General features: G+C 68.6%; 12 protein-coding genes. 2 read left to right on the forward strand and 10 right to left on the reverse strand.

Going from position 1 to position 11778, the window contains the following annotated elements; genetic code table 11:
- Window positions 1-390 carry a dihydroneopterin aldolase gene (gene folB / locus CEK29_RS01185; RefSeq protein ID WP_094857320.1) on the reverse strand — a complete coding sequence of 130 codons (390 nt, stop codon included), beginning with the start codon at window positions 388-390 and terminating at the stop codon, window positions 1-3.
- A gap of 255 nt (window positions 391-645) precedes the next feature.
- On the opposite strand from folB, the gene CEK29_RS01190 reads away from it, so the two are divergent.
- Window positions 646-1545: an NAD(P)/FAD-dependent oxidoreductase gene (locus CEK29_RS01190; RefSeq protein ID WP_094857129.1), complete on the forward strand. Its 900-nt coding sequence runs from the start codon at window positions 646-648 to the stop codon at window positions 1543-1545.
- On the opposite strand, the gene CEK29_RS01195 is transcribed toward CEK29_RS01190, so the two are convergent.
- From CEK29_RS01195 to CEK29_RS01235, 9 genes are all read right to left on the reverse strand, one after another.
- The gene (locus CEK29_RS01195; RefSeq protein WP_094857130.1) at window positions 1542-2912 is read right to left on the reverse strand and encodes an MmgE/PrpD family protein; all 1371 of its coding nucleotides are present in this window, start codon (window positions 2910-2912) and stop codon (window positions 1542-1544) included. The genes CEK29_RS01190 and CEK29_RS01195 overlap by 4 nt on opposite strands.
- On the reverse strand, window positions 2909-3787 hold the full coding sequence (locus CEK29_RS01200) for an alpha/beta fold hydrolase (RefSeq protein ID WP_094857131.1): 879 nt from the start codon (window positions 3785-3787) through the stop codon (window positions 2909-2911). Before CEK29_RS01200 ends, CEK29_RS01195 begins: the two co-directional genes overlap by 4 nt.
- A gap of 5 nt (window positions 3788-3792) precedes the next feature.
- Window positions 3793-4677 carry a polysaccharide deacetylase family protein gene (locus tag CEK29_RS01205; RefSeq protein ID WP_094857132.1) on the reverse strand — a complete coding sequence of 295 codons (885 nt, stop codon included), beginning with the start codon at window positions 4675-4677 and terminating at the stop codon, window positions 3793-3795.
- A gap of 14 nt (window positions 4678-4691) precedes the next feature.
- Window positions 4692-5441 (reverse strand): ABC transporter ATP-binding protein, encoded by a 750-nt coding sequence (locus tag CEK29_RS01210; protein ID WP_094857133.1) that lies wholly within the window; start codon window positions 5439-5441, stop codon window positions 4692-4694.
- A gap of 7 nt (window positions 5442-5448) precedes the next feature.
- Window positions 5449-6285 (reverse strand): ABC transporter permease, encoded by an 837-nt coding sequence (locus CEK29_RS01215; protein ID WP_255176037.1) that lies wholly within the window; start codon window positions 6283-6285, stop codon window positions 5449-5451.
- Between the two features lie 49 nt (window positions 6286-6334).
- The gene (locus CEK29_RS01220; RefSeq protein ID WP_094857135.1) at window positions 6335-7312 is read right to left on the reverse strand and encodes an ABC transporter substrate-binding protein; all 978 of its coding nucleotides are present in this window, start codon (window positions 7310-7312) and stop codon (window positions 6335-6337) included.
- Window positions 7313-7393: 81 nt separating this feature from the next.
- Window positions 7394-8203, reverse strand: coding sequence for an enoyl-CoA hydratase (locus CEK29_RS01225; protein ID WP_094857136.1), 810 nt, complete (start codon window positions 8201-8203; stop codon window positions 7394-7396).
- Window positions 8204-8229: 26 nt separating this feature from the next.
- The gene (locus CEK29_RS01230) at window positions 8230-9426 is read right to left on the reverse strand and encodes a CaiB/BaiF CoA transferase family protein (protein WP_094857137.1); all 1197 of its coding nucleotides are present in this window, start codon (window positions 9424-9426) and stop codon (window positions 8230-8232) included.
- 10 nt (window positions 9427-9436) lie between these two features.
- Window positions 9437-10816 (reverse strand): amidase, encoded by a 1380-nt coding sequence (locus CEK29_RS01235; protein ID WP_094857138.1) that lies wholly within the window; start codon window positions 10814-10816, stop codon window positions 9437-9439.
- Window positions 10817-11090: 274 nt separating this feature from the next.
- Here CEK29_RS01235 and CEK29_RS01240 point away from each other — a divergent pair, with 274 nt between their 5' ends.
- On the forward strand, window positions 11091-11753 hold the full coding sequence (locus CEK29_RS01240; protein WP_094857139.1) for a GntR family transcriptional regulator: 663 nt from the start codon (window positions 11091-11093) through the stop codon (window positions 11751-11753).
- Window positions 11754-11778: the final 25 nt, after the last annotated feature.

The following is an 11778-nucleotide window of genomic DNA, read 5'->3' on the forward strand; positions in this document are numbered from 1 at the left end:
TCAGGCCTGGAGATCGGCGCCGCTGGGGCCGTCACGCGAAATCTGGATCTCCACGCCCACGGCGGCGCAGTCGGCAAAGGCCATGGGCTTGCTGATGCGCAGACGCAGCGCCCGCACCTCGCTGAACTCGGCCAGCAGGCGCGCGGCCAGCTGCTCGATCAGCGTTTCGATCAGATTGACGTGCGCCTGCGTGCATTCCTCGACGATCGCTTCGCGCAGTTGCCGGTAATCCAGCACGCTGTGGATATCGTGGTCGTCGACGTTGCGGCTGATGTCGATGTCGAACTCGGCGTCGACGTGCAGGGGCTGGCTGGCCCGGCGCTCGTGTTCGAGGATGCCGATACGGGCATCGAGCGCGAGCCCGGAAATGAAGATACGGCGAGTCGGCATGGTGCGGTCTGGAATGGAACGATCGGGGAATTGTACGGCGGCGATGGCCGCCGCGGCACCAGCCGCCGCGGCACCAGCCGCCGCGGCATCGGCCGCCGCGGCTTCGGTCACCACGACGGCCACCAAAGCACAGGCCGCCGCGGCGGTGGCCGCCACGGCATCGGCCGCCACGGCATCGGCCGCCGCTGCCACTGACTACAATCAACCGTGGATCACACCGGCTGCGCTCGTCGCGGCCGACCTCGGACAGAGCAAATGCAGCAAGTATTCGACGCGATCATTGTCGGCGCGGGGCCGGCAGGCGCCTCGTGCGCGGTATGGCTGGCCCGTCTGGGCCTCGCACCCCTGCTGGTCGAGGCGGGCGCGCAGGTCGGCGGACTGACGCACGACAACCCGTTCGCCGACGACTGGATCGTGGCCGTTCCGGGCAAGACCGGGCAGGAAGTGGCCGCCAATATCGCCGCCAGCGTAAGCGCGGCCGACGTGCCGCTGCACCTGGCTACGCGCGCCGTCTCGGTGCGCCCGTGCAAGGCAGGCGTCGACGTCGGCCTCGAGGGCCCGGCGGGCGCGCTCAGCGTGACCGGCCGCTCGCTCGTGATTGCCTCGGGCGTGCGCGCCCGTGGCCTGCCGGGCCATGCGCCTGGCGCGCGCTGGCCGGGCGTGCTGGTCGGACCCGGCTCGCCCATCGTGGCTCAGGACTACACCGGCCTGCGGGTCGCGGTGCTGGGCGGTGGCGACAACGCCTTCGAGAATTTTGTCTACGTGCGCAACCGGGGCGCCAGCGAAGTGCGGCTCTATGCGCGCAGTGTGCGTGCGCAGCAGCAGTGGGTCACGCGCGCGGGCACCGAATGCGTGCGTATCGGCCCCTATCAGGTCGATCCCGAGGCGCGCACCGTGGATGGCCACCCGTTCGATCTCATCCTGGTGTTCTACGGCTGGGAGCCCCAGGCGGCCTTTGCCGACAGCCTGGATCTGGCACGCGACGAGCGCGGCTACATCCGCACCGATTTCGCCTCGGCCCAGACCAGCCTGCCCGATGTCTATGCCATCGGCGAGGTCTCGCACCGCATGCACCCGTGCGTGGTCACGGCCATGGCGGACGGCGTGGTGGCGGCCAAGGCGATCCAGCGCCGCTGGGAGCGGCCGGCGCGCTAGGGCGTTTGCACACGACGGCGCGCCGAAGGCATCGGACTGAAATCGTCGCTGCCGAGCCGCGGCAGCCTTCCGAGCGACAGGATCGCGTCCATCCGCCGCCTGGCGCGCTGCGGCGTCCAGCCGGCCGACTCCATCAGGAGCCGGGCGAGGTCCAGTACCTGGCCGGTCGTCATTGGGCGTTCCGGATCGCCCAGCGCGTCATGGACTTCATGCCGCAGTTCCCGACCGTCCGTGAGGATGACCGTGACCGTCGCGCCGAAATGCCGGGGATACCGCGCCGAGTATTCCGCACAGGGCACCGTGCGGACCAGGGCGCGCATGCGCGCATGCGCGGCATCGGCTATCGCGCCTTCGGCAAAGTCCCCCGCCTCGGGCGAACCCTTGTTCAAGGCGACCGCCACAGCGTGCTGCACGCTGAAGCGCGCCTCATGGGGCGTGGCGGGGCGGGCACGGTCGCAGAACGCGATCGCGTCGCCGTAGGTGTCCACGCGGATCGCGGCGATGTCGGCATCGGGCAGTGCCCGCCAGCCGTCCCGTTCTTGCCAGGCGTCGCGCAGAGCCAGCGCGGCGTCGATGGCCGGATGAGCATGGCGGCAAGCTGCCCATGGCTTGAACGTGGTTTGGTGGATTTTCCATGGACCGGCCGGGTCGGCGCCGATCCGCGCGGGGAGCGGGTCGGGGCAGGTCGCGGCGTAAAAGCCTTTTTCCCCTTCCAGGGCGTGGGCCGGTCCTCGTATGCCCGCCTGGGCCAGCAGGGCCGCCTGCACGCCGGTCTGCGAGGCGCGCGCCATGCTCCAGGGCTTGGCGTCGCTGGGATCCAGGCGGATCTGCCATAGGCCGGACGATTGCGTGACGGCCAGCGCCAGCGCGTCCGCGGTGCGGGCGGCGTCCAGGCCCAGCAGGCTGGACGCCGCTACGGCCGCGCCCGCGGCGCCGCAGGATGACGTGTTGTGCCACTGCTCGTAGTGGCGCGTGCCCACCGATTCGCCCATTCGTATCATGGCCTCGTATCCGCGCAGGATGGCCAGCAGCGTTGCCGCGCCGCTGGTGGCGGTGCGCCGGGCGACATGCAGGGCGGCGGGGATCACGACCGGGCCCGGGTGCACCAGCGCTTCACGATGGAAGTCGTCCAGCTCGTGCATGCAGCCCAGCGAGGCTTCCAGTAGCAAGCCGCTCCAGCCGTCGCCGGCACGGGGGGCAATGCGGCCCGGCGGGGCATAGCCGCGGCGCAGCGCGGCGGCCAGCGGGGTGGTCGCGCCCAGTGCCGCCGCGCCGGTCCATGCGGCCACGTGCAACGCGGCGCGTTCGCGGTCGGCGGGCGAAGCCGGCCTCAGGCAGATCCGGGCGAGTTCGCCGACCAGGCTCATGAGAGTTTCATGACTTCGCCGCTGGCGCGGGGATCGCGCGACGTCCAGCGTCCGGCCTCGACGGCGGCGATGAAGTCCAGCACGGCCCGGTTGAATGCCTCGGGTTCTTCCAGGTTCAGCGTATGGCCGGTCTTGGGCAGGATCAGCAGGCCGCTGGCGGGCAGGGTCCGCTTGAGGAACAGGGCGGGCTCCAGGGCGTGGTCGTCCTCGTCGCCGGCGATGATGAGGACAGGAGCGGCCAGCCCGGCGAGCGGGCCGGCGAGCGTATCCAGGGCGGGGCGCGCCGCCTGGACGCCGCGCAAGGTCAGCGCGGCGCCGGTGGCATCGTGGCCACACAGGGCGTCGGCGAAGGCCTGCCAGCCGCGCGGGTCCTTGTTCTGATACTGGACTCGCGCGGCGCCCGCGGCATAGGTGGGGCCATACCCTGCGCTGCCCAGCGCTTCGAAGCGTTCTGCGGCCTGCAGCGAAGCGTCGCGGAACGCGGTGTGGCCGCAGGCGAGCGCGCCGTAGCCCACGCCGGCGATGGTCAGCGAGCGGACGAGCCTGGGGTGGGCCAGGCCGAAATGCAGCGCCGCGAAGCCGCCCATGGACAGGCCGACGATATGGGCGCGGTCGATGCCGCAGGCCTCCAGCACCGACGCGAGATCCCGGACGGCGTTCTCCTGCGAGTAGGCGGCCGGATCGGCCGGCACGTCGGACGGGGGGTAGCCGCGCGCGGCATAGGCGACGCAGCGATGGCGGCGCGCGAAAGCCCGCAGCTGAGGTTCCCAGCTCCGGTGGTCGCCGGCGAACTCATGAACAAAAACGATGGGTGATCCTTGCCCGGTTTCTTCTACGTGCAGGCGACAGCCGTCATGGGCGATAGCGGTAGGCATGGTGATCAGGCGGCGGGAGAGGGGTGGGGGCGGCGCTGCTTGAACCAGTCGGCAATCTGACTGCCGGTCATGAAGTCGACCTTGGAATGGCCGGCCAGCAGGTCCAGCATTTCCTCGAAATAGCCGTAGCGATGCGGAACGCCCATCAGATGTGGATGCAGGCCCAGGGCAAGCACCTTGGGCTGCGCTTCGCATTCGCGTTCGAACAGCGCCAGCGTGCGCGTCAGCCGCAGCAGAAATTCGGGCGAGGAGTGCTTTTCGACGGCGTAAATCACCGAGTCGTTCAGCTCCAGGTTGTACGGCATCTGTATCAGCGAACCGCGCTTGACGTGCATCCAGTTGGGCAGGTCGTCCAGCACCCAGTCGCACACGTATTCGACGCCGGCGTCGGCAAGCAGGTCGGGCGTGTTCGGCGTTTCGCGCAGGCCGGGGCTGAGCCAGCCGCGGGGGCGGCGGCCGGTGAAGGCGCGCAGTTTTTCCAGGCACGCGCCGATGAGCTCGGCCTCGGCGTCCGCCTGGTTCAGAGTTTTCTGGTGCATGCCGTGCCCGATGAATTCCCATCCCGCCGCGAGCATGGCTTCGGCCGCGCGCGGGTAGGCGTCGATGACGCTGGCGTTGCAGCTGGTCGAGGCGGGCAGGCCGCGGGACTGGATTGCGGCGAGCATGCGCGGCAGCCCGGCGCGCATGCCGTATTCGGCCCAACTGAAGTTGGGCACGTCCGGCACGGTCTCGCGGCCGTGTGGCGGGGTGATGATCGTGCGCGGCATCGGCTGGTCGAACGGCCAGTGCTCGACGTTGATGACCAGGTGCACCATGATCCGGCCTTGCCCCGGCTCCGCCAGGGCGGGCGTATCGGCGGAGAATGCGTAGGGGATGCGGGGAGTCGCCATGAAGGCTCCAGAAGTCAGTGACGCATTTGCTTGAGGATTTCGCGCTTGAGCCCGTTGAACGTCTCGCCGGTGATCAGATCCAGCGAGCGCGGGCGTTCGATGGGGACCGTGATGCGGGTGGCGATTCTTCCCGGGCGGGCCGACATGACGTAGATCGTGTCGGCCAGCAAAATGGCTTCGTCGATATCGTGGGTGACGAAAACCACCGTGGTCCGCAGCTTCTGCCACACCGACAGCAGCAGCTCCTGCATGGTGAGCCGCGTTTGTGCATCCAGCGCGCCGAACGGCTCGTCCATCAGCAGCACCTTGGAGCCCAGTGTGAGCACGCGCGCGATGCCTACCCGCTGGCGCATGCCGCCAGAGAGCTGGATGGGTAGGTGGCGGGTGAACGCCGACAGGCCGGTGATGTGCAGCATCTCTTCGGCGCGCTCGGCGTATTCGGCCTTGGACAGCCCTGCGATCTTCGGGCCGAAGACGACGTTCTCCCAAACGTTCAGCCACGGAAACAGCGCGGCTTCCTGGAACACGACGCCGCGGTCCGGTCCGGGCCGCGTCACGGGTTCGTTGTCGACGGTCAGGGCGCCGGAGGTGGGCGATTCGAAGCCCGCGAACAGGTTCAGCAAGGTGGACTTGCCGCACCCGGATGGCCCCAGCAGGGCCACGAACTCGCCGGCGGGAACGTGCAGGTCGATGCCGTCCAGCGCGTGTACCGGAGTCGTGCCCGGGTAGGTCTTGCTCAGATTCGTGACGGAAATATCAGACATGGCACCCTCAATGATTCTGCAGCAGGCGCCAGACCAGAACCCGGCGTTCGATGATGACGATCAGGCGATCGCTGAGAAAACCCATCAGGCCGATGGAGACCATGTCCGCCAGCACGATGTCCATGCGGCCGACGTAGTAAGCGTCCCACAGCACATAGCCCAGGCCGGATTTCACGGCCACCATTTCAGACACGATCACCGCCGTCCACGAGATGCCCAGGCCGATGCGCAGGCCAGTGAAAATGGCCGGCATCGCCGCTGGCAGAACCACCCGGCGCAGCAACTGAGCGGGAGAGGCGCCCATCATGCGCGCCGCGCGCACCAGGTTGCGGTCGACGTCACGTGCGCCCTGCGTGGTGTTCACCACGATGGCGTAAAAGCCGCCCAGGAAAATCAGGAAGATGGAACCCATGTCGCGGATGCCGAACAGGGCAATCGAGAAAGGTAGCCACGCCGTGATCGGAATTGGCCGCAGTCCTTGTATCAGCGGGTCGAGCGTCTGGGACGCCAAGCGGCTCCAGCCGATGGCCAGACCCAGCGGAATGCCGAGCAGCATCGCCAGCGCGAAACCCTGGATCACGCGCATGGCCGAATACTGCACATTGCCCGCCCAGGTGCCCTGGTAGGGGTTGAGTCCCATCCCCGGCGGGCCGAAGATCCAGGCATACCACGCGCGGGCGACCTGGACCGGCGTCGGCACCACGCCGGCCATGTCGGGCGACTGCCCCACCAGTTGCCAAACGATCAGGATGAGGACGGGCACGGCCAGTCCGAGTCCCGCCTGGCCGATCGCGCGGCGCGAGCGGCGGATCGGCGTTGCGCATTTCAGTGTTGAAGCGTTCACCAGTATCTCCTTGGCTTGCGGGCCGGCGTGCGGCCCGCAAGCCGCGCGATCACATGACTTCCTTGAGCAGCTCGGCATCCCATACCGTGTCGATCTGCCCGCTCACGTCCTTCGGAATGACGCCCAGTTCATTGAAGGTCTTGGCCTGGCGGCGCATCTGGTCCAGGTCCAGCACGCCGCCCAGCTTGATCAGCTTGGCCGATTCCCGCGTAACGTTTAAGGGCAGTCCGGTGTATTTGGAATAGGCTTCGGCGAACGCCTCGGGATCCTTGGAGAGCTTCTCCTCGGCGTTCTTGTAGGCCCACAGGAAGCATTTCACGGCCTCGCGCTTGTCGCGCAGCGCGTCGCGCGTGGCGGCGAGCAGGCCCAGTTCGGCGCCGACTGCCTTGCTCTGGCTGTATTCCAGGTTCTTCGCGAAGAAGGCGGTGCCATCGGCGACCACCTGGGATTCGAACGGCTCCCACAACGCGACCGCGTCGACGTCGCCGCGCTGCAGCGACTGGACGAACGCGGTGCCGCCGCCCTGGATGTTGACGGCGGTGAACGTGTTGTACGGCACGCCCTTTTCGGACAGCATGGCCGCCCATTGGAACCAGACAGCCGATCCCGGCGCGATCCCGATGCGCTTGCCAGCCAGGTCTTTCCAGTCGTCCATCTTCACGCCCTTGCGTGTCACCAGGTACTTGGGCGAGGACGCGACCCCGGACAGGCCGACCAGCTTCTGGCTGCCCTGGGCGAGCGCGATCGCCAAGTCGGCGGGGCCGATGCCGGATACGTCCAACGAGCCGGACAGCAGAGCGGTGCGCGCGTCGGCATAGCGGACGAATTCGACGGGCTTGATCTCGACGTTGCAGGCCTTCAGTTCATCGGCGACGAAGATGATGGGCGAGAGATGGCCGACCTTGACGTAGCCCACCGTCAACACCTGCTTCTGCGGCGCGGGCGCGGGCCGAGGACCGACGGCGTGACTGCCCGCGGCGTAGGCGCAGAGCGCGCCGGCGAGGGTCATCCTGTAGAGCGTTTTCATGCATTTTCCCCTTGCTTGCTTGATAAACACTGCGAACGGCGCGGCGGCTCCGCGCCAGGAAGAAGCCGAGCCGGACCGCGCTCAGCTTCCGGTAAATGCAGGCGGCCGTTTCTCGAGGAAGGCTTGCTGCCCTTCCTGGTAGTCCCGGCTGATGAAGCACGCACGGACCGCCTCGTCCACGGCTTCGGCGGTCGGGGCGGACGGCTCGCCGGCCAGATGCCGCAAGGCCATTTTTGCGGCGCGCAGCGTGAGCGGTGCATTGCCCGCGACTTCGCCGATGCGCCGGGCCACGGCCTCGTCGAACGCGTCGTCCGCATACGCTTCCTGCACCAGGCCGATGCGCGCGGCCTCCTGGCCGTCGAGCGTCCTGGCCGTCATGAACAGGTCGGCAGTGCGGGCCGCGCCCAGTGTGTCGCGCATGCGCTTGAAGCCTTCCATCGCGTAGCCCAGGCCCAGCCGCCCGGCCGGCATTCGGAAGCGCGAGCCCAGCGTGCAATAGCGCAGGTCGCAGGCCAGCGCCAACGCCATGCCGCCGCCCATGCAGATGCCGCGTATCGCGGCGATCACCGGTAGCGGGCAGGCGCTCAGGGCGCGCATGGCGCCCGCCACCGCGGCGTCGTAGCGGGCGACTTGCCCGGGATCCTTTCGTTGGGAGGCGAATTCGGAAATGTCGGCCCCGGACATGAAGGCGCGGTCGCCGTCGCCCGTCAGCACGACGGCGCGCGCCCCTTCCCGGTTGCCGGCTTCCTGCAGGGCGCGCGCCAGGTCTTCCCACATCGACAGGGACATGGCGTTGTGGCGCGCGGGGTTGACGATGCGGACGCGCACGACGTTGCCGTCGAGGGCCATGTCGAGGCGGCCGGGCGCGGGGGATGTGGAGGTCAGGGTCATGGAGAAACTCCGCGTGGGCAGTCGCATCAGATTGCGCGGGCGTCGCGCAGCCGTTCGATATCCTCATCGGCGTAGCCGGCCTCGAGCAGGATTTCCTCGGTATGTTCGCCCCAGCCGGGAGCGGTGCGCGCGATGTCGGCAGGCGTGCGGGCCAGGGTGACCGGCTGGGTGATCAGCGTGCGCTCGCCGCCTTGCGCGGCGGGGCAGGTCCGGGCGGCCCCCAGGTGCCGCACCTGCGGGTCCTCGAACATTTGCGGCACGGAATAGACCGGACCGGCGGGCACGCCCGCGTCATTGAGCAGCGTCACCCAATGGTCCACGTCAGCGTTCAGGAACATGGCCTGGATTTCCCGGGTCAGCCGTTGGCGGTTGGCCACGCGCAGCTTTTCGGTCGCGAACTCTGGGTCCGACTCCCAGTCGCGCCGCTCGAGCGCGGCGCAGAAGCGCTTCCAGTTGCCTTCGCCCGCGGCGCCCAGGTTGAACATGCCGTCTTTGGCGTGGAACAGGCCCATGGGGCTGCTGGTCGGGTGATCGTTGCCTTCCTGGCAGGGGACGTCGCCGTCGTTCAGATACCGCGCCGCCTGGAAGTCCATCATGGCGATCTGCGAATGCAGCAGCGAAGCGTGGACCCACTGGCCCTGGCCGGATTGTTCGCGTTCCAGTAGCGCGGTCAGAATGCCCAGCGCCGCATACAGGCCGGTGCTGGAATCGGCAACCGCCAGGCCGGCACGCATCGGCCCCTGGCCGGGCATGCCGGTGACCGACATCAGTCCGCCCATGCCCTGGATGATCTGGTCGAAGCCCGGCCGGCCCGAGTAGGGGCCGGTCTGGCCGTATCCGGAGATGCTGGCGAGGATCAGCCGGGGGTTGAGCCGGCGCAGCGATTCATAGTCGACGCCCAGCCGGTGTTTGACGTCCGGACGCCAGTTCTCGACCACCACGTCGGCCTCCGTAGCAAGGCGCCTGAATACTTCAAGACCTTCCGGCGTTTTCAGGTTGAGGGTCAGCGAGCGTTTGTTGCGGTTCAGGTTCTGGAAGTCACCGCTCCAGCGGTCGGCCGCGAACATGGCCTCGTTGGGATCGACGCCTGGTGGAGGCTCTATCCGGATCACGTCAGCGCCGAAGTCGGCGAGCATGCGCACGCAGGTGGGGCCGGCCCGCACGCGGGAGAGGTCTAGCACGCGGAAGCGTCGCAAGGCTGGCGAGGCGGAGAGTGGTGGCATGGTCTCGGCTTCAAAGAGAAGAGGGAAGGAAAGAAGCGGCGTGCGGACGCGCCTGCTCCACGTGGCGGGCGAATGCGAGCAGGCGGGCTTCCTGTCCAGGACGGGCGATCGCCTGGATGCTGATGGGGCGCTTGCGGCCATCCAGGCCGATGGGCAGAACGATGGCGGGCAGGCCCAGGTAATTGACGAAGGACATCCAGCAGAACATGTCCAGCAGCCGGCGCGGATCGAAAGCCTCGCCGCCCGTCAGAACTTGGGACCAGTCCGGCACGCCGCGTGGCAGCGCCGGCGTCAGGAGCAGGTCGGCGCCGCGCAGCGCCTGCGCGAGGAACTGGCGGACATGGGCGCCGCGCTGGCGCTGCGCATCGAGATACCAGACGGCCGGCAGCGCCGCGCCCGCCAGCGCCACCGTGCGCGTGAGGGGAGTCAGCGGGGGCGCCTCTTCGCGCAAGGCGGCCTGGTGGGTGGCGGCGGCCTCGGCGTGCAGCAGGGTGTCCGCGAGTCGGCTCCAGGTCGGCAGGCCGGCCAGCGCGACGGTCGCTTGCGCTGTGCCGGGCGGCAATGCGTCCACCAAACGTTGAAGGGCATCGCCGACCTCGGCGTCCAGCTGCACGGCGGGATTCGGATGCTCCCAGCAGGCGGTGACGCGCCAATCGATTTTCCCGGGTGGGCTTGCCAGAGCGCCGGCGCCTTGCGGAAACAGCCGCCGCGCCTGGGCCGGGGCGACCAGGTTTTCGAGAATCAGAGCGGCATCGGCCGCATCGCGGGCGAGAATGCCCGCGGTGTCCAGACTGGGCGCCAGCGGCGCGATGCCGTGCGCGGGCAGCAAGCCTTTCGTGGGCTTGAGTCCCAGGATGCCGCAGGTGGCGGCGGGAATGCGCACCGATCCGGCGGTGTCGGTGCCCAGCGACCCATAGCACAGGCCGGCGGCCACCGCGACCGCCGAACCGCTGGATGAGCCGCCCACGGCCGCCCGCGTATCCACCGGGTTCAGGGGCAAGGGGTAGTGCGGATTCTCTCCGGTCGCGCCGCAAGCATGTTCCGCCATGGCCAGCGCGGCCAGCGGCTGGCTGCCCGCGGCGTCCAGGCGGCGGATCAGCGTCGCCGCCGTCGCGGACGGCGGGCCGGCATTCAGAGCGGGATCCGTGCCGCGGCCGGGAGCGCGGCCGCGCAGCATGAAGATGTCTTTGTGGGCCAGGCCCACGCCAGCCAGAGGCAGCGCGAGCCCGGGCAGGGACGCGGGCGGGTCGAACACCGCCGTCGCACTGTGCAGAGGATTCGCGGCGAATGCCGCGTGCTGCCGCGCCAGCGCGTCCTTCAGGCCGACATCGCCGCGCAGCAGGGCGCCGCGCAGGGCCGCGATTCCATCGGGCAGTCCAGCCGGGGTCATCGCCACGCCTCCTGTCGGCGGAGTGGGGGCGCGAGCCGCGCGAGGGTCTTGGCCGCGCCGCGCACCTGGGGCTCGGTTGCGGAGATGCCTTGCCGCGCGAGCAGCTCGCGCACGCTTAGCACCCAGGGCAGCACATCGGCTCGTGGATCCGGCGTTGGCTCGGCTTTGTCGTGGATGCCCATGCCACCCTCAGTTGGTATTATTTAAACCTTCATAAATATATTTATAGAACAAGGGATAATTTGCAGCAACACAATTTTTATACGTGGAAACCATGAAAGTCAGTGAGCGCATCCGCCTGGCCGTCGAGGACGACATCCGCGCCGGTGTCTTGAAACCCGGCGACCCGATAGACGAGCAGGCACTTGTCGCGCGCTTCGGCGTATCACGCACCCCGGTGCGCGAAGCGTTAATCCAGTTGAAAGTGCAGGGCATGCTTGAAAGCCAGCCGCGCAATGGCATGGCGGTGGCGCGGATGGACGTGCAGGAGCTGCTGGCGATCTGGGAGCTGATGGCCGAGATGGAAGGCGTATGCACGCGGATGGCCTGTCAGCGCATGTCGGACGAAGAGCGCCAGGAACTGGCGCGCATTCATCGCGATGCGGCGGGGCTGGTGGATGCCGACGACGCGGAAGGGTGGCGCGAGGCCAATCATGCGTTCCACGAAGTGCTCTATCGCGGATGCCGCAACCGTTATCTGAGGCAGGAGCTCTTGAGCCTGCGCACGCGCACGGGCGCCTACCTGCGGCACGCGTTCAGCGCGGTGGGGCGGGTGCGCGCCTCATACGAGCAACACGGCGAACTGCTCGAGGCGATCCTGGCCCACGACCCGGAACGCGCCCATCGGATGATGATGCGTCACATCAGCCTGGCCCAGGGCGCCAAGGGCCTGGCCGACTTCCTGATCAATCTGCCGCGCTCGATGGTCAAAAGCTGAGGGGCGGGCGTCTGTCGGCTCATCG

Origin of the sequence: Bordetella genomosp. 5 (assembly GCF_002261475.1) — a bacterium.
Classification (GTDB): Bacteria; Pseudomonadota; Gammaproteobacteria; order Burkholderiales; family Burkholderiaceae_B; genus Bordetella.

What these genes read in the sequence shown, in the direction of transcription:
- CEK29_RS01210 (WP_094857133.1), bottom strand. Translation starts at nt 5,441, where the DNA reads ATGTCTGATATTTCCGTCACGAATCTGAGCAAGACCTACCCGGGCACG.
- CEK29_RS01240 (WP_094857139.1), top strand. Translation starts at nt 11,091, where the DNA reads ATGAAAGTCAGTGAGCGCATCCGCCTGGCCGTCGAGGACGACATCCGC.
- CEK29_RS01220 (WP_094857135.1), bottom strand. Translation starts at nt 7,312, where the DNA reads ATGAAAACGCTCTACAGGATGACCCTCGCCGGCGCGCTCTGCGCCTAC.
- CEK29_RS01225 (WP_094857136.1), bottom strand. Translation starts at nt 8,203, where the DNA reads ATGACCCTGACCTCCACATCCCCCGCGCCCGGCCGCCTCGACATGGCC.
- CEK29_RS01205 (WP_094857132.1), bottom strand. Translation starts at nt 4,677, where the DNA reads ATGGCGACTCCCCGCATCCCCTACGCATTCTCCGCCGATACGCCCGCC.
- CEK29_RS01235 (WP_094857138.1), bottom strand. Translation starts at nt 10,816, where the DNA reads ATGACCCCGGCTGGACTGCCCGATGGAATCGCGGCCCTGCGCGGCGCC.
- folB (WP_094857320.1), bottom strand. Translation starts at nt 390, where the DNA reads ATGCCGACTCGCCGTATCTTCATTTCCGGGCTCGCGCTCGATGCCCGT.
- CEK29_RS01200 (WP_094857131.1), bottom strand. Translation starts at nt 3,787, where the DNA reads ATGCCTACCGCTATCGCCCATGACGGCTGTCGCCTGCACGTAGAAGAA.
- CEK29_RS01230 (WP_094857137.1), bottom strand. Translation starts at nt 9,426, where the DNA reads ATGCCACCACTCTCCGCCTCGCCAGCCTTGCGACGCTTCCGCGTGCTA.
- CEK29_RS01190 (WP_094857129.1), top strand. Translation starts at nt 646, where the DNA reads ATGCAGCAAGTATTCGACGCGATCATTGTCGGCGCGGGGCCGGCAGGC.
- CEK29_RS01195 (WP_094857130.1), bottom strand. Translation starts at nt 2,912, where the DNA reads ATGAGCCTGGTCGGCGAACTCGCCCGGATCTGCCTGAGGCCGGCTTCG.